This window comes from Mesorhizobium newzealandense (genome assembly GCF_042682145.1).
Lineage (GTDB): Bacteria > Pseudomonadota > Alphaproteobacteria > Rhizobiales > Rhizobiaceae > Mesorhizobium > Mesorhizobium newzealandense.
Window position 1 is genome coordinate 353375 of the sequence record NZ_JBHUGZ010000002.1, and the last position, 19517, is coordinate 372891.

The following is a 19517-nucleotide window of genomic DNA, read 5'->3' on the forward strand; positions in this document are numbered from 1 at the left end:
AAGGCGTCCTTGTGATCCACGGGACGGGCGGCGTTGTTGTGGCGCGAAATTCCTAGTCGGCAAATCTGCGCAGCGCAATGACTTGATGCCGCGGCACACGTTATTTTGAACAACTATATTAAACAATAACAATATCAGACTATCAGCGCCTTGTCGCGCCACAAACGAAACCCGCCTTCGAAGGCGCGTGTGTTGTCGCCACGCCGGCTGTCGGCGGGCAATTCATCGAGCTTGTCGACATTGCCGCCGCCAATGACGACATAGTCAGGCTGCATGGCGGCGCGGAGCCGGTCGACGACGTCGAAAACATATTTGCGCCATTTCTTCTTGCCGCGCTTTTCCAGGCCGCGTTCGCCGACATAGTCCTCGAAACTCTTGCCCTTCTTGTAGGGAAGATGGGCGAGTTCCATCGGCTGGGCGACATTGTCGACGATCATCGCCGCGCCGAGGCCGGTTCCCAGCCCGATGAACAGCATGCGACCGCCCTCATAGCTGCCGATGGCCTGCATCAGCGCGTCGTTGACCACCTTCACCGGCTTGCCGAACTGCGCGGCGAAATCGTAGCCGGCCCAACCCTTGCCGAGATTGGCAGGGTCGGTGAGCGGCCTGTTGTGGTTGACCGGGCCGGGGTAGCCCATCGAGATGACGTCGTAGGACAGGCCTTCGGCGAGCTTCCTGACCGTATCGGTCATCTGCTGCGGTGTCAGGCCAGGCCCGGAATCGGCGCGGCGCTCCGCGCCGCCGGCACTCGAGAGGATCTTGACATGCGAGCCGCCGATATCGATCGAAAGCACGATCTTCTCGGGGCTCGATGCTGGTTGCTTCACCGCCTTGGCCATCGCGTCACCTCCTCACGTTACCGGATCGATCCAGCCGTTGGGCGGCCCGAACCCGGCCATCACGTCTGCCGGACCCCATGTGAGCGGCTCATAGAGATAGGGAGGCGTGGTGTCGCCGAGCACCGGGCCGACGATGCGCCAGGCCAGTTCGCTGGCATCCTGGCGGGTGAACAGCTGGCCATTGCCGTTCATGGCATCGCCGATCAGCCGCTCATAGGGCGGCATGTCGCTCTTGCTGTCGTCGAGCGCCGTCAGTTCGACCTGTTCGCCGATCATGTCGTCGCCCGGCGCCTTGCGCTGGGCGCCGATGGCGATCACCACCTGCGGATCGATGCGGAAGCGGACGTAGTTCTGGTCGGCGGGCTTGATCGGGTCGAAGACGTCGAGTGGCGGCCGCTTCAGTCGCACCACCACCTCGGTGACATGCACGGGCATGTTCTTGCCGGCACGGATGAAGAACGGCACATCCTGCCAACGCCAGGTGTCGACGAAGAAACGCACCGCTGCAAAGGTCTCGACCGGTGAGTTCGGCGCCACGCCGGGTTCCGCGAGATAGCCGGTGAACTGGCCGCGCACGACATCGTCTTTCGTCAAGGTGCGGATCGCGCGCAGCACCTGCACCTTCTCGTCGATCAGGTCGTCGGCCGAGCGGCCGACAGGCGGCTCCATGGCAAGCAGCAACAGGATGTTGAGCAGATGGTTCTCGATGACGTCCCTGATGCAGCCGACATCGTCATAGAAGCGGCCACGCCCCTCGACGCCGAAATCCTCGGCCATGGTGATCTGCACGCTCTCGACGAAGTTGCGGTTCCAGATAGGCTCGAGGAGGGAATTGGCGAAGCGGAAATAGAGCAGGTTCTGGATCGCTTCCTTGCCGAGATAGTGATCGATGCGGAAGATCGACTGTTCGTCGAACACAAGATGCAGCACCCGATTCAGCCAGCGCGCCGATTGCAGATCATGGCCGAAGGGTTTTTCCACCATCAGCCGTGCGCCGTGCGCCGTGCCCGATTGCTCCAGCCCCTGGACGACGGTCTCGAACATCGTCGGCGGCACCGCCATGTAGTGCAACGGCCGTTGCGCCGTGCCGAGTGCGGTTTTCAGTTTCTCGAACGTCGCCGGATCGCGGTAGTCGCCACTGACGTAGCGGAGCATGGACGCGAACTTGGCGAACACCTTTTCGTCGATCTTGCCGAGTGCATTGACGATGCCGTCGCGGGCACGCGCCTGCAATTGCTTGAGGTCCCAGGCGTCGAACGCGACGCCGATCACCGGTTCGGTGAGCGTCCCCTTGGCGACCATCTGGTAAAGTGCTGGAAATATCTTCTTGTGGGCGAGGTCGCCGGTGGCCCCGAAGAGCACCAGCGTGTCCGACCGTTCCTGGCTCATCAAACTGTCTCCCCTGCCGCCGTCACGAGCCGGCCTTCGGCTTCTCGACATGGCCACCAAAGGCATAGCGCATGGCGGACAGAAGCTTGTCGGCGAATTCGGATTCGCCTTGCGAGGAGAAGCGGTCGAACAAGGCCGAGGACAGCACCGGCGCCGGCACGCCGGTGTCGATCGCGGCCTTCAGCGTCCAGCGGCCCTCGCCGGAATCCGAGACGCGGCCACCGAAACTCGCCAGTGAGGCGTCGGACTTGAGCGCGCCGGCGGTCAGGTCGAGCAGCCAGGAGCCGATGACACTGCCATGCCGCCAGACCTCGGCGACATTGGCGAGGTCGATATCGAACTGGTAATATTCGGGGTTCTGCAACGGGCTGGTCTCGGCGTCGGCGACGCGCTTGACCTTGCCGGCATTGCCGGCCTTGAGGATGTTCATGCCCTCGGCATAGGCCGCCATGACGCCGTATTCGATGCCGTTGTGGATCATCTTGACGAAATGGCCGGCACCGCTCGGGCCGCAATGCAGATAGCCGAAGGGTGCCGTGCCCGCGGCCCTGTCGGGAGCAGGCGCGCCGGTATCGGCGCCGGGCGCCAGCGTGGCGAAGATCGAATCGAGATGCTGGACCGCTTCGTCAGGTCCGCCGATCATCAGGCAGTAGCCACGGTCGAGGCCCCAGACGCCGCCGCTGGTGCCGACATCGACATAGCTGAGGCCCTTATCCCTGAGCTTTGCCGCCCGGTCGACATCGTCATGGTAGTAGGAATTGCCGCCGTCGATGATGATGTCGCCGGGCTCCATCAGGGCTGCCACCTGGTCGACGATCTTGCCGGTGATCGCCGCCGGCAGCATCAGCCACACACAGCGCGGCTTGGCCAGCTTGCCGACGAATTCTGCCAGGGATGCCGTTCCGGACGCACCGTCGGTAACGAGTGCGGCGACGCTGGCGGGGTTAATGTCGTAGACGACGCATTGGTGGCCGTCGCGCATCAGGCGCCGGACCATGTTGGCGCCCATCCGGCCCAGTCCCATCATTCCGATCTGCATGGTTTCGTCCCTGTTTCCTAGAGATTTGCTGGGTTTGTCGAGGAAGGATCTACTGGCCATCCTGCTCGCCTGACATGACGGAGAAGTCGACATTCTCCCAATCGCCGGTCCCGGACCAGAAAAAAGTGAAGATCAGTGTGCTTCCGCCGGGGAGGCTGGCCGTGGGCATCTCGGCGAGATGGATGCCGAAAGCGTTCTCCTCTGTCTGGCTGTCGACTGCGGTCGCCCAGTTGTCGGCGCTCCAGCGGATCGTCGCCGGGGCCAGCAGTTCGATACGCAGCGTCTTGCCGGTTGGGATCGTGCGGATCTTGTTGTTGAACCGCCACGTCCTGAACGACGATACCGTCTTGTCCTCGATGTAGCGCTTGACGCCTTGCGGCGGCATGTCGAAGACCGCGCCGTCGCCCAGCGAGCGCAACAGCTTGATATGCTCCGAATGCGCCCAGACCAGCGGCATGGCGCTGCCCGAGGGGCCGCCATGCAGCAGTTCGTGCTCGGCCAGGTCGGCGCCGTCCCAGACCTGCTCGGGCAGCAGGCCGCCCGCTCCGGCCGAGCCTTCGAGTGCCGCCAGCAGGCTGGCTGCCTTGTCCTTGCGCCCCGCCGCCAGCTCGTAGTGGGCACGTTCGCCGGCCAGCAATGGCCACGGCCGGCCCTGGCCGGTGCCGTCGAAGGGCGCGCCATCCTCGTGCTCGCCATAACCATCGCCATTGTAGCGATACCAGAGCGGTCCTTGCGGCAGGTCGCAGCGCAACTGCGCGTCGATGATCTTGACCGTGTCGACGATGCGCGGATCATCCGCGGCCCTCAGGCCGAAGCGGACGAGCGCCAGCGCGTCCGGGCTGACGATTGCCTCGGCGGGCCGGTCGGTGTCGCCGGGCGGCCGGTTCTTGATCGGCACGTAGCCGTCCTTCGGCGAACCGGCCTCGGCACTGTCGGGCGCCGCGATGCGGACGTAGTACCCCTCGACGCCGTTTCCCGCGCAGAGTGGTGTGCCGGTGACATAGGTCCAGCGCTCGACCTGGTCGTTCCAGACATCGGCGGTCTCGCGCAGATAGGCCGCCGGCTCAGGCTTGCCGCAGGCGTCGAGCAGGTCTGCCGCGGCAAGCAGTGCCGCGATCTCGACGGCCAGCGTGAACGGGCTGTAGCCGGCATCCTCCTCCCAGCGGTCCTCGCCGGTGACGGGTCCGTTGCGCACGACATAGCTGGCTGCGCGCTCGATCATCGGCTGGAAGGCGGAGAGCCTGGCGCGCGGCAGGTGGCCTGCGCGGTGCAACGCGTCGGCCAGCAGCAGCGGGAAGGCGCATTCGTCCATCTGGATGCCTGGCCAATAGGCCGACCCGTCGAGCCAGGCATTCTGCGGCCAGTGGCCATCCGGCTGCTGGATGGAGTGGAGGTAGTCGAGGATTTGCAGGGCCGACGCGGCGTCGCCGGCGGCGAGAAAGCCACCTGCCGTTTCGACCAGATCGCGCGGCCAGACCAGATGATAGCCGCCGAGGTCGTCGTCGCCCTTGTTGAACCCCCACGGAATCGAAAGGCTGGCGACCGCAGCACCGGGTATGGTGATCGACCGGTGCGTCGCGAGGACCGCGGTCGAGACGCGATAGAAGTTGATCCCGGATGCGCCATGCCGGTCCAGCGGCAGCAGGTCCTTTTGCCACTTGCGCCATGTCTCGACATAGGATTTCGCCGCGGGTTCAAAACCCCGCTTCAGGCTCGCGAAGGCATTTTCAGCAGCTTCGTCAGGCGTCGCTCCAAACCCCAGCGCCAGTATGGCCGTTGTCTTCGAAGCGGAAAAGCCGATCTCGCCGGTCAACGCGACATTGCCGTCCTCGGCCCGCTGGCAAGCCGGGTCGAGCGCGCCGGTGTTGTGGAGTTGCTGCCAGCCGTCGGAGACGCCGACATAGCCGGCCGAGCCGGTTCGCCAGGGCAGCGACGAGGCCAGCGCCAGGCAGGTGCCACGCCCCGCGGCGAACAGCACAGGCCTTCCGTTGTGGTCGCCGACCCAGGCGGTGTTGCCCATGCCGGCGTTGACCAGATGCGGCGCCAGCAAGGCGTAGACGCGGTAGTCACCGGGTGCACCCTTGAGCGCCGTGAAGGTGATCTCCTGCAGCAGCGCGGGCCGGGCCGGGTCGGCGAGGATGCGTTTCTCGATCCGGTAGGCGCCGTCGGCGGCGGTGTTGACCAGCCCGTAGGCGGGCACGCCGTCCTCGAACGGTTCGATGGCGTGCACGGCGTCTCGCTTCTCTTCGGAGAAATAGCCGTCAGGGCCGGTGACGATCAGGCCGAGGTCGCGCGTGCAGGCGCTGTCGACGCGCGGATAGTAGATCTCGTTGAGGATGCCATGGCTGATCGTGAACCAGATCTGGCCGGTTGGCGAAAGGGACGTTCCGACGCCGCTCTTGGCGCTTGACGTCCAGCGGGCCGGAATTCCCGGGGCGCCCGGAGCAACGGTTGGCGTCACTGGCATTCTGTTGCGGTCTCCTGGCCCCTTCCCTAGACCAGGACGCGAACCCTTTTCAATCATTGCACCGCAAGTTGATCGGACCCGTCAATGGAGCTGTCGTTGACAGCGGCGCCGGCCTGCGTCCACTATTCCCGGCACGGGAGGATCGCGAAGCCATGCCGGAGGTGTCCCTGGTCCTGATCGACCGGTTGCTGGCGATTTCGGCGGCGCTTGCCGGGCATATCGATCCCGGCACGGCGTTCCGCGCGACAGCCATCGAGATCGGCACGCTGATTCCGCACGATCACATGGATCTTGCGGTGCTGTCGCATGATGGGCGCAGGCATGCCTGTTATGAGGCCGGCTTCCACACCAGCTGGAGCGAGCTTGCCCAGCATCCGCTGCCGACCGAAGTCAGCCCGATACGCTCGGTGCTGTGGGGTGAGGTGCCCTATCTGCTTGCCAACGACGCGCTGCGCGACCAGCGCTTCCATTTCGCCACCGCCATCGACGGGCCGATCTTCGCCGCCCGGCTGCGCAGCCGCATCGTCGTGCCGCTCAGGGCCCGCGGGGGCATCATCGGAGCGCTGAACATCAGCCGGCACGAGGTCGGCTGCTACACGCTTGCCGATGTCGCGGTCGCCCAGCAATGCGCCGATCTGATCGCGCCCTATATCTTCGCGCTGATCCAGACCGAGGAGGCGCGCCGGGCCATGCTTGCCGAGAGCGAGGCGCGCAACCGCGTTGAACTGCTGCGGGTTGGCGCCTCGCAGCTGACCGAAGGCATGGAGCGCGAACGCCGGCGCATGGCCATGGATTTGCACGACCAGACGCTTGCCGACCTCGCCCGCATCGCGCGCCAGCTTTCGGCCTTGCGCGGCCAGGGCGTGGCGCGGGCCGCGCAGCTTGCCGATCTCGAACAGGAGGTCGCCGGCTGCCTGACGGAACTGCGCCACATCGTCGACGACATGCGGCCGAGCGTGCTCGAACTGTTCGGCCTGCGCGATGCGGTCGAGGCGCATCTCAACCGCAGCGTCGCCAGAGCCAAGCCGCCGATCGCCGTGCGCATCGCCGACACCAGCGACGGCAGCGCCGACAGCCTGCCGGAGCCGGTCCGCACCGCGCTCTACCGGATCGTGCAGGAAGCGATCAACAATGCCGTCCGCCACGCCGCGCCGCGCCGCATCGATGTGCTGCTGGCGTCGACCGCGAGCGTGCTGCGGGTGATCGTCACGGATGACGGACAGGGTTGCGGCACCGTCGATCCGGCCGCCCATGGCGGCATTGGCCACATGCATACGCGGGCCGCGCTGATCGGAGCGCGGTTGCGCATCGGGCAAGCCGGCCGCAAGAGCGGCGGCACCCGTGTCGTCATCGAGATCGACCGCCAGCGGTCCCGGGAATTGCCGGATGCGGCTACCGCAACGGTGCCAGGCCAGATGGCCGTATCGGAGGCCATGTGATGCTTGTGATGATCGCCGAGAATGACGGGCTGCACCGCACATTCGCGCGCCGCACCGTCGAGCAATTGTGGCCCGGCGACGTCGAGGTGATCGAGGCGAGCGACGGCGAGGACGCGATCAACCTGGCGGCAGAGCGGGAGCCGCCGCATGTCGTGCTCGACCTGCAGATGCCGAAGGCGACCGGGATCGAGGTTGCCAGGGCGATCTGGAACCGCCGCGCCGGCACCCACATCCTGTTCTGGTCGAATTTCGCCGACGAGGCCTATGTGCGCGGCGTGGCCCGTATCGTGCCGCCGGGTTCGGTCTATGGCTACGTGCTCAAATCGGCGACGGAAGAGGGCATGCGCTCGGCCCTGCGCGGCGTTTTCCGCGAGGGCCACTGCATCATCGACCGCGAGATACGCGGCATCCAGCACCGCGTCCAGGACAAGTTCGAGGGCATCACCGACGGCGAGTATGAAAGCCTGATCGACATCGCGCTCGGCTTGACCGACCGGGCGATCGCGGCACGCCGAGGCCTGTCGATCCGCGGCGCGCAGAGCCGCATCAAGCATGTCTACGACAAGCTCGGCATCGTCCCGGCGGAGGACGGCGTCGGCGATGCTTCCGTGTTCAACTCGCGAACGCGGGCGATCTATCTCGCCATGGCGCGCGGCCTGATCAACATCGACGCTCTGCGCCGCGAGCAGGACCGGCTCGACGCCTGGCTGGCACAGGCGTCGCCCAATCCCTAATCCCGGCTGGCGCGACTGTGCAAATGCACAGTCGGCCGTGCGCTTTGACCCGTATCGCTACGCCCGTGCCGCAACTACGCTCGACCCCATAAAAAGACCATATCGGGGAAGCGCTCATGCCATTCGTCACCATGCGGATTCGCACGGCTGTTCGCGCCGCCAGGAGCCTGTGATGTCGGTGTCGGCGCGAGCCCGCCATTCCGGCTTCGACGACGTCGTCGGCGATGGGACGATCGAAACGCTGGCGAGCGGCTTCGGCTTCCTCGAAGGACCGGTGTGGCATCCCTACGAGAAATGGCTGGTCTTTTCCGACATCCCGGAAAGCCGCATGTATCGCCGTAGTGCCGCCGGCGAGATCGAGCTGTTCCGGGAGCCGAGCCACAAGGCCAATGGCAACACGCTGGACCGGCAGGGGCGGCTGGTCACCTGCGAGCACGCGACGAGCCGGGTGACCCGCGCCGAGCCCAATGGCAGCGTAACAGTGCTCGCCACGCACCACCAGGACAAGCAGCTCAACAGCCCGAACGACATCGTCGTTGCCACCGGCGGATCGATCTACTTCACCGATCCGGGCTATGGCAGGGTGGAGTTCTATGGCTTGCCGCGCCCACAGGAGCTGTCGTTCCAGGGCGTCTACCGCATCGATGGCGACGGCGCCCAACTGACATTGCTGGCCGACGATTTCGTCCAGCCGAACGGGCTCTGCTTTTCGCTGGACGAGTCGCGGCTGTTCATCAACGACACCGAGCGAGGCCATATCAGGGTGTTCGGCGTCGAGGCGGATGGTGATTTGAACGGCGGTGCGGTGTGGGCCGTGACCGAGGGCGAGGGGCCGGGAGCCCCCGACGGCATGAAGATCGACAGCCGCGGCAATGTCTATTGCACCGGCCCCGGCGGCATCCATGTGTTCGATGCGTCGGGTGCCATTCTGGGCGTCATCCGGACGCCGGAAGACTGCGCGAATTTTACTTTCGGCGACGACGACCTGAGGAGCCTCTACATCGCCGCGTCGACGTCGCTGTACCGGCTGCGGGTGCGCGTGCCGGGATTGAGACTGTTTTGAGACTGGGATTATCCGTGCTCAAATCAGATTGGGAGTGAGGCCGGGGTCAAAGCCGGCAGGAACTGCAGCAGTCAACATCTGGGAGGATTAAGACATGAAGAAACTGTTCGTCTTGGGCGCCTTCGCCGCGATGCTCGCGTCGGGCACGGCACTGGCCGACACCAGTGGCAAGAAGATCGCCTTTTCCAACAACTATGCCGGCAATTCGTGGCGGCAGGCGATGCTCGACAGCTATGGCATCGTCACCAAGAAGGCGGTCGCCGACAAGGTCGTCGGCGCGGCCGATATCTTCACCACCGCCGACAAGGAAGTGCCGACGCAGGCGGCCCAGGTGCAGAACCTGATCCTGCAGGGCTATGACGCCATCGTCATCAACGCCGCTTCGCCGGACGCGCTCAACGGCGCCATCAAGCAGGCCTGCGACGCCGGCATTGTCGTCGTCTCGTTCGACGGCACCGTCACCGAACCTTGCGCCTACCGTGTCGTCGTCGACTTCAAGGACATGGGCAAGCAGGAAGTGGAACAGATGGCCAAGTTCCAGCCCAAGGGCGGTAATCTGCTGGAAATCCGTGGCCTGGCAGGCACCTCGATCGACGATGCCATCCATGCCGGCATCCTCGAAGGCGTCGCCGCCCATCCCGAGTTCAAGATCGTCGGCTCGGTGACCGGCGACTGGGACCAGACGACGGCGCAGAAGGCGGTGGCGACCATCCTGCCGTCGCTGCCGGATATCGTCGGCATCGTCGACCAGGGCGGTGACGGCTATGGTGCGGCGCAGGCCTTCGCCGCCGCCGGCAAGCCGCGCCCGACCATCATCATGGGCAACCGCCAGGACGAATTGCAGTGGTGGAAGGAACAGAAGGACAAGGACGGCTACCAGACCTGGTCGGCGTCGATCGCGCCCGGCGTGTCGTCGCTCGCCTTCTGGGTGGCGCAGCAGGTGCTCGATGGCCGCACGGATATTCCGCACGATCTGCTGGTGCCGTATCTCGCCTTCACCCAGGACGATTTCGAGGCCGAGTTGCCGAAAATCGTCAAGGGCGGCGTCGCCAGCCACGAATACACGCAGGAAGACGCGATCGCGGCCATCAAAGCCAACATCAAGTGAGCGTCGGGCAAGCGTTGCCTTCCGGATCATCGAGCGGATATCGTTGAGCATGCCTGAAGGGAACGCTGACATCATCAGACTGAGCGGCGCCGAAAAGCATTTCGGCGCCGTTCGCGCGCTGGGCGGCGTGGATTTCCACGTCGGCCCCGGTGAGTGCGTCGGCCTCGTCGGCCACAATGGCGCCGGCAAGTCGACCCTGATGCACATGGTGGCGGGCACGCTGATGCCCGACAGCGGTCAGATCGGCGTCCATGGCGGCATCGAGGAGACCTACTCGGTGTCGCGGGCGCAGCAACTCGGCATACGCTGCGTGTTCCAGGAACTGTCGCTGTGCCCCAATCTCAGCGTCGCCGAGAACACGCGCATCAACCACGCTTCGCTGCGCGGCTTCGGCTGGCGGCGCAAGGCAGCGGATCTGATCGCCGCCAAGCTCGACGAGATCTTTCCGGGGCACAGCATCTCGGCGGGCGACATTGTCGGCGACCTGTCGATCGGCCGGCGTCAGATGGTCGAGGTGGCGCGCGCCTTCACGGTGACGCAGGACCGGCTTGACCTCGTCATCCTCGATGAGCCGACATCGTCGCTCGACGCGCATACGGCAGGCCAGTTGCTGGCCTTCATGCGCCGCTTCGTCGCCAGCGGCAAAAGCTGCATCCTGATTTCGCATGTGCTGGGCGAAGTGCTGCGGAACGCCGACCGCATCGTGGTGATGCGCGATGGCAAGGTGGTTGTCGCCGACGCTGCTGGTGCGTTCGACCGCGACCGGCTGGTGACAGCGATGGGTGGGGCGGAAGCGCGCCAGAAGATCGCGGCGCAAGTCGCCGCCGCCAAGCCGGTGGCCAGCCCGTTGCGGGTGCGGGCGCGCCCTGCCGTGCAGAAGGACGGCACCGACCTTGTTGCCTGTGCCGGCGAGATCATTGGCCTTGCCGGGCTGGCGGGCCATGGCCAGACCGACCTGTTGCTGGCGATCTTCGAGGCCGCATCGCGCACCAAGGCCGGTATCGAGGTGACCGCGCCGGTGGCGCTGGTGGCCGGCGACCGCCAGTCGGACGGCATCTTCCCGCAATGGTCGATTGCGCAGAATATCGGCATCCGCTCGCTGGCGCGCTTGCGCAACGGGCTGTTGATCTCGCCGCAGCGCGAGGCCGAGCTCGCTGCATTTTGGCAAAAGAAGATCGGCATCCGCACGCCGGACATGAACAACAACATTTTCTCGCTGTCGGGCGGCAACCAGCAGAAGGCGCTGTTTGCCCGCGCCCTCGGCTCGGACGCTGAGATCGTGCTGATGGACGATCCGATGCGGGGCGTCGATATCGGCACCAAGCTGGAGGTCTACGACCTCGTGCGCGAAGAGGCCAGGAATGGCCGCACCTTCCTCTGGTACACCACGGAAACCGAAGAGCTCGACAATTGCGACCACATCTATGTCTTCAAGAACGGCCGCATCGTCGCCAATCTGCGCCGCGACGAGTTGACCGAAGAGAAGATCATCCAGTCCTCGTTCGGCGATGCGGCCTGAGATGACGGCCGCCAGCCTCGAAGCCACCGCCAGGAGTTCCGCCGAGCGTGGCGCGCTGGCCCGTGGCCGCCTGCTGCGCGGGCTGCTGCCGGCGTTGTCGCTGGCGCTGGTGCTGATCGCCATCGCCTGGCTCAATCCGCGCGCCATCAGCTATTTCGGCTTCAGCCTGATGCTGAACCTGGCGATCCCGATCGCGCTGGCGACGATCGCGCAGATGTTCGTCATCGCCGGCAACGAGCTCGACCTGTCGATCGGCACCTTCGTCGGCTTTGTCGGCTGCGTCACCGCGACCTGGCTGAAGGACGCGCCGCTGGTTGGCGTGGTCATCCTGCTCGGGTCGATCGGCGTTTATGCGTTGCTCGGTGCGCTGATTCATCTGCGCAACCTGCCTTCGATCGTGGTGACGCTCGGCATGAGCTTCGTCTGGCAGGGCTTGGCCATCCTCGTCCTGCCCAAACCGGGTGGCAAGGCGCCGGACTGGCTGCTGGCGTTCATGGCCTTCAAGCCGCCTTTCGTGCCATTCCCGATCATCGCGGCGCTGCTGATCGGCCTCATCGTTCACTTCGCCCTGATGCGCACCTCCTATGGCGTCATCCTGCGCGGCTCCGGCGGCAATCCGGCGGCGCTTGGCCGCGCCGGCTGGTCGCTGCTCAAGACCAAGATCGTGCTGTTTTCGCTGGCCGGCGTGTTCGGCGTGCTGTCCGGCATGGCGCTGATTGGCATTACCACCTCGGCCGATGCCAATATCGGCAATGGCTACACGCTGCTGGCGATCGCTGGTGTCATCCTTGGCGGTGGCGAGTTCGTCGGCGGCCGGGTGTCGCCGATCGGCGCGGTGATCGGCGCACTGACGTTGGCGCTGGCCGCATCGCCGCTGCTCACCTTCATGCACATTCCGCCCGACTGGCAGGTGGCCGCCAACGGCGCCATCCTGATCATCGTGCTGGCGGCCCGCGTCCTGATCAGCCGCAGGGAAAGATAGCCATGGCCGTGTTGAAACCACTGCTTGCCAAACCCTGGATCTGGTCTTTCCTCGGCGCCTTGCTGGTATGGCTGGCGACGATCGCCTTCACCGGCGGCTATGGCGCCGGCGGCATGGTCACGGCGGCGCTGTCGCTTGCGGTGTTCACAGTCATCGTCGGCGTCGGCCAGATGTTCGTCATCACGCTCGGGCCGGGCAATGTCGACCTGTCGCTGCCGGCCAATATCGGCCTTGCCAGCGCCGTCGCCATGAAGGTGATGGACGGCAACGACTCCATGATCCTGGTCGGGCTTTTGGCGGCGATCGCCACCGGGGCGGCGATCGGCGCCGCCAACTATCTGCTGATCTGGGCGCTGCGCATTCCGCCGATCATCGCCACGCTGTCGGCCAGCTTCATCATCCAGTCGATCGACATCAGCTATGGGCGCGGACTGCAGATCAAGCCGCCACCCGGCTTTGCCGATTTCGCCAACTGGCAGGTGCTGGGCATTCCGGTGCTGGCGATCCTCACCGTGCTGTTCACCATCGGAGCGGCCGTCGCGCTGCAGCGCATGATCTATGGCCGCTCGGTGCTGGCGATCGGCCAGAACATCCGTGCGGCGTGGCTCGCCGGCGTCAATGTCGGCCGCATTCGTTTCCTCACCTATACGCTGTCGGGCGCGCTCGGCGGCATCGACGGCGCGCTGCTCGCCGGCTATTTCCGAGGCGCCAATGTCGATATCGGCAACGAGTATCTGCTGGCCTCGATCGCCGTCGTCGTCATCGGCGGAACGTCGGTGGCCGGCGGCAAGGCCAATGTCCCCGGTGTCTGGGGTGCGGCGCTGTTCCTGGTGCTGCTGTTGACCATGCTCAACACCTTCGGTGTCAGTGCCGGCGTGCGGCTGCTGCTGACAGGGCTGATCATCGTTGGGGTGATCACGGCGGCGGGCGGACAGAAGGCGCTGCGGTAACGACTACGCCGCGATTCCAGAGACGATGGCGGCGGAGCTGCCGGCCAACGCCAGGCCCTTCAAGGCCGGTAATCATTGTGCCAGGCCGGCATCCGGTTCCCATCCGCCTCCTGGCGCTGTAAATCCCGTTCGCGCGGCACGAAGCCGCTCGCCATTGCTGGGAGGTTTGCGTGTCCGATTTCCTGAAGGTCAGCCGCGACGGCGATGTCGCCATCGTCATCATCGACAATCCGCCGGTCAATGCGTTGAGCCTTCACGTTCGCGAGCCGCTGAAGCAGGCTCTCGTTGAGTTGCGGGACGATCCGTTGGTTGCGGCCATCGTCATCACCTGCGCCGGCCGGACTTTCGTTGCCGGGGCCGACATCACGGAGTTCGGCAAGCCGGTGCAGCAGCCCGAGCTGCGCGCGATCATCGCGACGTTGGAAACCATAGCCAAGCCTACCGTCGCCGCCATCCATGGCACCGCACTCGGCGGTGGTCTGGAGCTGGCGCTCGGCTGCCATTTCCGCGTCGCCGACGCCAGCGCCAGGCTCGGCCTGCCGGAAGTAAAGCTCGGCCTCTTGCCGGGCGGCGGCGGCACGGTGCGACTGCCGCGCCTGGTCGGCGCGTTGAAGGCGCTCAAGATGATCGTTTCCGGGGCGCCGATCGGTGCCGAAGAGGCGCATACCACCGGTCTGGTCGATGCCCTCTTCGAAGGCGATCTGACCACGCATGCCGTGAACTTTGCCCGGGAAATAGCCCGCAAGGGTGGTCCCTTCACGCCGGTGCGCGATCGCGATGATGAGCTTAAGGGAACCAACCTGGCGGCTTTCGACGCCGAGGCGGCGGATCTCGCCAAGAAGGCGCGCGGCCTCGAAGCGCCGGTCGCGTGCGCGCAGGCGGTGCGCAATGCCGTCACGCTGCACTTCGATGAGGCGCTGGCGGTGGAACGCGCGCTGTTCGTGAAGCTCGTCGCCAGCGACCAGTCGCGCGCGCAACGCCATCTGTTCTTCGCCGAACGTGAGGCGGCAAAGAGTCCGGGCAAAGATCCCGTCAAGCGCAGGATCGCTCGCGTCGGCGTCATCGGTGCCGGCACGATGGGCGGCGGCATCGCCATGGCCTTCGCCAATGGCGGCTATCCCGTCACCTTGCTGGAGACCGGCCATGAGGCGCTACAGCGCGGATTAGCGACCATCGACAAGAACTATGCCGTTTCCGTCACGCGCGGCTCATTGACCGAAGATGCGAAGCGGCAGCGGCTCGCCCAGTTCACTGGTTCCACCGACTATGCCGATCTCGCCGATTGCGACCTGATCGTCGAGGCGGTGTTCGAGGACATGGCGGTCAAGAAGGAGGTCTTCGGCAAGCTCGACGCCGTGGCCAAGCCGGGCGCCATCCTTGCCACCAACACCTCCTATCTCGACATCAACGAAATCGCCGCCTCGACCTCGCGACCGCAGGATGTGCTCGGCCTGCATTTCTTCTCGCCGGCCAATGTCATGAAGCTGCTGGAGATCGTGCGGGCCGAGAAGACCGCGCCCGATGCGCTGGCGAGCGTCGTCGACCTGGCGCGGCGGATCGGCAAGGTGGCTGTCGTTGTCGGCGTCTGCCACGGCTTCGTCGGCAACCGCATGCTGGCGGCGCGCGGCTCGGAATCCGAGGCGCTTCTCCTCGAGGGCGCGACACCGCGCCAGATCGACCAGGCGTTCACCGATTTCGGCTGGCCGATGGGGCCGTTCCAGATGGGCGATCTCGCCGGCCTCGACATTGGCTGGCGCAACCGCAAGGCGCGCGGCCAGACGGCCGTGATCGCCGATACGCTGTGCGAACAAGGGCGTTTCGGCCAGAAGACCGGCCGTGGCTACTATCTCTACGAGGCCGCGCGCACGCCGGTACCGGACCCGCAAGTCGAGGCGCTGATCCGCGACAAGGCCGCCGAGCAGGGCATCGCGCCACGCGCGATCGAGGCGGAAGAAATCATCGAGCGCACGCTCTATCCCCTGGTCAACGAGGGTGCCAAGATCCTGGAGGAAGGGATCGCGGTCCGCGCCTCCGACATCGATGTCGTCTGGGTCAACGGCTACGGCTTTCCCGTCGGCAAGGGCGGCCCGATGTTCTGGGCCGGACTTGAGGGGGCGGACAAGATCATCGAGCGGCTCGAGTACTGGCATCATCGAACTGGCAAGGACGTGTTCAATGTGGCGCCATTGCTCAGGCGAATGGCCGAGACCGGTTCCTGGGAAGGCGCCGCCGCAGCCTGATCGCGCCACATAGGGGCTTATCCCTGGTGTCTCGCCAGCACGAAATCGTGCTCGACGTCCCAGAAGGAGCCGGCGAATTCGAGGCCCTTGGCGCGTGCCGGATCGTCGATGCGCTTGAACTGCGCCAACAGACTCTCCTTCACGCCGAAGACGGCGTCCGAATTGATGTAGGGATCGTCCGGATCGAAGATGTGGGTGGTCAGCGTCTCGAAGCCATCGACCTTGAGGATGTAGTGCAAATGCGCCGGGCGATAGGGATGGCGGCCGAGTGCATGCAGCAGCTTGCCGACCGTGCCGTCGTCAGGGATCGGATAGAATTTCGGCTTCACCGCGCGGAACCAGTAGCGGCCATCGGCGCCGGTGCGGAAGACGCCGCGCAGATTGAAGTCGGGCTGGATGCCCTTCTGCTGCACGTCGTAGAAGCCTTCATCATTGGCCTGCCAGACGTCGAGCACTGCATTGGCGATCGGCTTGCCCTCGGTGTCGAGGATGCGGCCATGGATGAACATGTCCTCACCCTTCTGGTCGAGGCAGATGTTGGCGCCCATCGGCAGTTCCGGCGCGTCGGCGAGATGGAACGGGCCGAGCACCGTCGATTCCGAAGCGCCTGACGGTTTGCGGTTGTTGATGGCGTCGACCAGCATCGAGACGCCGAGTACATCCGACAGCAGGATGAATTCCTGCCGCCATTCGGTCGACAGCTGGCCGGTCCTGGTCAGGAACATGATGGAATCGAACCATTCGTCCTGCGTCGGCTCGATCTCCTTGACCGCCTCGTGCAGTTTCCGGGTGATGACCTCCATCACCGCCTTCAGCCGTTCGCTTTTGGCGTTGGCGTTGCGGCCGGTGACCACCTCGACCGAATTCTCTTCGGTGAAGAAGCCCTTTTCGTGCGCTTCCATATCCGTCCTCACCTGTCCAGGATTGCCGTCAGGGCGCGGCGCAGGTCCGCTACCGGATCGCCGCTTATCGCATCCTTGCGCCAGCCGACATGCTGGTCCGGGCGCACGAGCAGGATGCCGCTGTCGCGCACTTCGCGGGCGCGCGCCCAGTCGCCGGAAAAATCCTGCCAGGGCTGGCGAGGGCCGATCAGATGGCCAGCAATATCGATGCCGAGTTCCTTGCCGACCGCCTTGGCCGCATCGAGCCAGCCTTGCCCGCCGATGCCAGTCAGCACGGTGAATTTGCCACGGCCGGTCAGGTCAAGCGTCGAGACCTTGTCGCCGCGTTCCGAATGCACCCAGACATGCGGCAGACGAGCGCCCGGCCAGGAGGTCGGCTGATAATGCAACTCGGCATCCTTGGTGAAGGCCGGTTCTTTCTGGCCGTCACTGACGATGGCGTTCGACTTGTAGCGCTGGTTCATCTCGACGCCATGGGCGTCGAATTCGTAGACCTTGGAGGCGATGGTCTCGCGGATCTTGGTGCGCTGCGCTTCGGCCGCCGGCGTGTCGTCACAGCGCGCATCCATGTTCGACTGCATCTTCACCGGGTCGATGGAATCGAGCAGGCCGAGCGCCTTGAAGATCGGGCCGAATTCCTCGATCGACTTGTTGGCGCGGGTGACGATCTGTCTGGCGACCGGCGCACGCTCCTGCGAATAGCTGTCGAGCAGTTTCGAGCCGGCCTTGCCCTTGATGACATAGGCGAGCTTCCAGGCGAGGTTGAAGCCGTCCTGGATCGAGGTGTTGGAGCCGAGCCCATTTGACGGCGGGTGGCGATGGATGGCGTCGCCCATGCAGAACACGCGGCCCTCGGAGGTCTGCGTGGCGTACATGTTGTTGACGGTCCAGGTCGAGACCGACTGGATGTCGATCTCAAGCTCGGGGTCGCCGACGAGATCGCGCGCCACCTTCCTGGCGAAGGCGTCGTCGACCTTGGGCGCCGGCTGGTTGATGTCGTAGCCCCAAACGATCAGCCATTCGTTCCACGGCCGGATCATGCGCACCAGACCCATGCCGATGCCGCCGACATCGGCGCCCGGCTGCACCACCCAGTAGAGCACCGAGGGGCGGTGGGCGACGTATTTCGACAGGTCGGCCTTGAACAGGATGTTCATCGAGCCGCCGACGCCCATCTTGCCTTCGAAGGGCAGGCAGGCATGTTCGGCGACCAGCGAATTGCCGCCATCGGCGCCGACCAGATACTTCGAGCGGATGGTGATGTCCTTGCCGGTCAGCCGGTCGCGGCAAGTGGTGGTGACGCCGTCGGCATCCTGGACATGCGATAGGTACTCCATCGACATGCGCGACTGCGTGCCGCGCGAACAGGCGGTCTTGAACAGCAGCGGCTCCATGAAGGTCTGCGGCAGGTCGTTCATGTGAGAGGGTGAGGACAAGAGATGCTCGGCACGCGAGAGCGGATGCTTGCCCCAGCTGCGCATGCGGCCGATCTCCTCGCCGGCGAGCGAGGTGCAGAACACGTTCTCGCCCATCATATCCTGTTCGGTGGCGTGCATGTAGGCTTCGGCCTCGACCTCCCCGCCGAGGTCGCGCAGCACCTCCATGGTGCGCTGGTTGGTGATGTGGGCGCGCGGTGTCGCGGCCAGCCAGCGGTAGCGGTTGATGACCATGTTCTCGACGCCATAGGTCGAAAGCAGTGCTGCGGTTGCCGAGCCCGCTGGCCCGGTGCCGATGGTCAGCACGTCGGTGGTGATGTCAGCCATGCGGCCCTCCCTTTTTGCTTGGTGATACAGGTCCGCCGGCCAGCCGGCGGCGGACCGGGAAAAGCTGGATGCCGGTGCGCTCGGCAAACAGGCCCCACAGGCCGCGCGGCGCAAACAGCATGATGACGATGCCGATCAGTCCGAGGATCAGAAGATACCAGGAGCCGTAATCGGCCAGCAGGTTCTGCAGGATGTAGAAGACGATGACGCCGACGATCGGACCTTCGATGGTGCCGATGCCACCGATGACGACGATGAAGATGACATAGGCAGTCCAGTCGACGACGGAGAAGGCGGCGTCGGGCGAGATGCGGGCCTTCTGCACATAGATCAGCGCGCCGGCGAGGCCGGTGCCGAAGGCTGCCGCCAGATAGACCAGCGTTTTCATGCGGCGGGCGTCAACGCCGACCGAGCGCGCCGCTTCCTGATTGTCGCGCACGGCCGCCAGGCCCAGCCCCTGTTTCGAGCGCAGCAGGCGGTAGACAAGGCCGATGGTGGCGATGGCCAGCAATAGCGCCAGCCAGTAGGTCAGGATGTCACCAGCGCTTGACGATTTGACGCCGAACAGTTCGCCGACCAGCTTCAGGGCCGGCATGTCGCGGGTTGCCTCACGCGGCAGCGAGGTGCCGGTGCCGCCGCCCAGCATTTTCCATTGCGCCAGCGCAAGCCGCACCACTTCGGCGATGACCCAGCTGCCGATGGCGAAATAGGCGCCCTGCAGGCGAAACAGGAAGAAGGCGGTCGGGATGGCGAGCAGGGCGCTGGCGATACCGGCAAGCAGGATCGCAGCCAGCGGGTCAAGCCCAGCGAGGATGACGAGTGCGAACATGGAGTAAGCGCCGAAGCCGACAAAGGCCTGCTGACCGACCGAGACCAGCCCGGCATAGCCGGCCAAGAGGTTCCAGTTCTGCGCCAGCACCAGCATGGTGAGGATGAAGAACAGGTCCTGCAGCACGCTGCGCGAGACGAACAGTGGTGCGGCGAAAGCGAGCAGGATGACGAGCGCAGCGACGATTGCGAAGGCCGCCGATGCCCTGGTTCGCGTTTCGACTTTCCAGCGACTGAGTGTGACGTCGGTCATGG

The 19517-nt window shown here is 65.2% G+C and carries 15 protein-coding genes; 8 read left to right on the plus strand and 7 right to left on the minus strand.

Annotated elements, in window-relative coordinates:
* Positions 1-134: 134 nt before the first annotated feature.
* The 4 genes from ACFSOZ_RS05955 to ACFSOZ_RS05970 are packed head-to-tail and all read right to left on the minus strand — an operon-like array spanning position 135 to position 5734.
* On the minus strand, positions 135-839 hold the full coding sequence (locus tag ACFSOZ_RS05955) for an ROK family protein (protein WP_379094652.1): 705 nt from the start codon (positions 837-839) through the stop codon (positions 135-137).
* 12 nt (positions 840-851) lie between these two features.
* Positions 852-2228 (minus strand): glucose-6-phosphate dehydrogenase, encoded by a 1377-nt coding sequence (zwf, locus tag ACFSOZ_RS05960; RefSeq protein ID WP_379094654.1) that lies wholly within the window; start codon positions 2226-2228, stop codon positions 852-854.
* 22 nt (positions 2229-2250) lie between these two features.
* Positions 2251-3267 (minus strand): phosphogluconate dehydrogenase (NAD(+)-dependent, decarboxylating), encoded by a 1017-nt coding sequence (gnd, locus tag ACFSOZ_RS05965; RefSeq protein ID WP_379094656.1) that lies wholly within the window; start codon positions 3265-3267, stop codon positions 2251-2253.
* Positions 3268-3316: 49 nt separating this feature from the next.
* A complete protein-coding gene (locus ACFSOZ_RS05970; protein ID WP_379094658.1) occupies positions 3317-5734 on the minus strand; it encodes a glucan 1,4-alpha-glucosidase in 2418 nt (805 codons plus the stop codon).
* A 152-nt stretch (positions 5735-5886) separates the two neighbouring features.
* On the opposite strand from ACFSOZ_RS05970, the gene ACFSOZ_RS05975 reads away from it, so the two are divergent.
* From ACFSOZ_RS05975 to ACFSOZ_RS06010, 8 genes are all read left to right on the plus strand, one after another.
* Complete coding sequence (locus tag ACFSOZ_RS05975; RefSeq protein WP_379094660.1) at positions 5887-7173, plus strand: sensor histidine kinase; 1287 nt, start codon at positions 5887-5889, stop codon at positions 7171-7173.
* On the plus strand, positions 7173-7907 hold the full coding sequence (locus ACFSOZ_RS05980; protein ID WP_379094662.1) for a response regulator: 735 nt from the start codon (positions 7173-7175) through the stop codon (positions 7905-7907). The genes ACFSOZ_RS05975 and ACFSOZ_RS05980 overlap by 1 nt, the downstream gene beginning before the upstream one ends.
* 172 nt (positions 7908-8079) lie before the next feature.
* Positions 8080-8970, plus strand: a complete 891-nt coding sequence (locus ACFSOZ_RS05985) for an SMP-30/gluconolactonase/LRE family protein (RefSeq protein ID WP_379094664.1) — start codon at positions 8080-8082, stop codon at positions 8968-8970.
* 94 nt (positions 8971-9064) lie between these two features.
* The gene (locus ACFSOZ_RS05990; RefSeq protein WP_379094666.1) at positions 9065-10078 is read left to right on the plus strand and encodes a substrate-binding domain-containing protein; all 1014 of its coding nucleotides are present in this window, start codon (positions 9065-9067) and stop codon (positions 10076-10078) included.
* Positions 10079-10127: 49 nt separating this feature from the next.
* Positions 10128-11597, plus strand: coding sequence for a sugar ABC transporter ATP-binding protein (locus tag ACFSOZ_RS05995; protein ID WP_379094668.1), 1470 nt, complete (start codon positions 10128-10130; stop codon positions 11595-11597).
* Between the two features lies 1 nt (position 11598).
* The gene (locus ACFSOZ_RS06000) at positions 11599-12579 is read left to right on the plus strand and encodes an ABC transporter permease (RefSeq protein WP_379094670.1); all 981 of its coding nucleotides are present in this window, start codon (positions 11599-11601) and stop codon (positions 12577-12579) included.
* Between the two features lie 2 nt (positions 12580-12581).
* On the plus strand, positions 12582-13529 hold the full coding sequence (locus tag ACFSOZ_RS06005; RefSeq protein WP_379094672.1) for an ABC transporter permease: 948 nt from the start codon (positions 12582-12584) through the stop codon (positions 13527-13529).
* A gap of 170 nt (positions 13530-13699) precedes the next feature.
* On the plus strand, positions 13700-15769 hold the full coding sequence (locus tag ACFSOZ_RS06010; RefSeq protein WP_379094674.1) for a 3-hydroxyacyl-CoA dehydrogenase NAD-binding domain-containing protein: 2070 nt from the start codon (positions 13700-13702) through the stop codon (positions 15767-15769).
* A gap of 17 nt (positions 15770-15786) precedes the next feature.
* Here ACFSOZ_RS06010 and ACFSOZ_RS06015 read toward each other — a convergent pair whose 3' ends face one another.
* From ACFSOZ_RS06015 to ACFSOZ_RS06025, 3 genes are read right to left on the minus strand one after another with little or no spacing between them, the layout of a single operon-like run.
* Positions 15787-16671: an intradiol ring-cleavage dioxygenase gene (locus ACFSOZ_RS06015; protein ID WP_379094676.1), complete on the minus strand. Its 885-nt coding sequence runs from the start codon at positions 16669-16671 to the stop codon at positions 15787-15789.
* A gap of 8 nt (positions 16672-16679) precedes the next feature.
* Positions 16680-18434, minus strand: a complete 1755-nt coding sequence (locus ACFSOZ_RS06020) for an FAD-dependent oxidoreductase (protein ID WP_379094678.1) — start codon at positions 18432-18434, stop codon at positions 16680-16682.
* On the minus strand, positions 18427-19515 hold the full coding sequence (locus tag ACFSOZ_RS06025) for a branched-chain amino acid ABC transporter permease (RefSeq protein WP_379094680.1): 1089 nt from the start codon (positions 19513-19515) through the stop codon (positions 18427-18429). Before ACFSOZ_RS06025 ends, ACFSOZ_RS06020 begins: the two co-directional genes overlap by 8 nt.
* Positions 19516-19517 lie beyond the last annotated feature (2 nt).

What these genes read in the sequence shown, in the direction of transcription:
- ACFSOZ_RS05955 (WP_379094652.1), bottom strand. Translation starts at nt 839, where the DNA reads ATGGCCAAGGCGGTGAAGCAACCAGCATCGAGCCCCGAGAAGATCGTG.
- zwf (WP_379094654.1), bottom strand. Translation starts at nt 2,228, where the DNA reads ATGAGCCAGGAACGGTCGGACACGCTGGTGCTCTTCGGGGCCACCGGC.
- gnd (WP_379094656.1), bottom strand. Translation starts at nt 3,267, where the DNA reads ATGCAGATCGGAATGATGGGACTGGGCCGGATGGGCGCCAACATGGTC.
- ACFSOZ_RS05970 (WP_379094658.1), bottom strand. Translation starts at nt 5,734, where the DNA reads ATGCCAGTGACGCCAACCGTTGCTCCGGGCGCCCCGGGAATTCCGGCC.
- ACFSOZ_RS05975 (WP_379094660.1), top strand. Translation starts at nt 5,887, where the DNA reads ATGCCGGAGGTGTCCCTGGTCCTGATCGACCGGTTGCTGGCGATTTCG.
- ACFSOZ_RS05980 (WP_379094662.1), top strand. Translation starts at nt 7,173, where the DNA reads ATGCTTGTGATGATCGCCGAGAATGACGGGCTGCACCGCACATTCGCG.
- ACFSOZ_RS05985 (WP_379094664.1), top strand. Translation starts at nt 8,080, where the DNA reads ATGTCGGTGTCGGCGCGAGCCCGCCATTCCGGCTTCGACGACGTCGTC.
- ACFSOZ_RS05990 (WP_379094666.1), top strand. Translation starts at nt 9,065, where the DNA reads ATGAAGAAACTGTTCGTCTTGGGCGCCTTCGCCGCGATGCTCGCGTCG.
- ACFSOZ_RS05995 (WP_379094668.1), top strand. Translation starts at nt 10,128, where the DNA reads ATGCCTGAAGGGAACGCTGACATCATCAGACTGAGCGGCGCCGAAAAG.
- ACFSOZ_RS06000 (WP_379094670.1), top strand. Translation starts at nt 11,599, where the DNA reads ATGACGGCCGCCAGCCTCGAAGCCACCGCCAGGAGTTCCGCCGAGCGT.
- ACFSOZ_RS06005 (WP_379094672.1), top strand. Translation starts at nt 12,582, where the DNA reads ATGGCCGTGTTGAAACCACTGCTTGCCAAACCCTGGATCTGGTCTTTC.
- ACFSOZ_RS06015 (WP_379094676.1), bottom strand. Translation starts at nt 16,671, where the DNA reads ATGGAAGCGCACGAAAAGGGCTTCTTCACCGAAGAGAATTCGGTCGAG.
- ACFSOZ_RS06020 (WP_379094678.1), bottom strand. Translation starts at nt 18,434, where the DNA reads ATGGCTGACATCACCACCGACGTGCTGACCATCGGCACCGGGCCAGCG.
- ACFSOZ_RS06025 (WP_379094680.1), bottom strand. Translation starts at nt 19,515, where the DNA reads ATGACCGACGTCACACTCAGTCGCTGGAAAGTCGAAACGCGAACCAGG.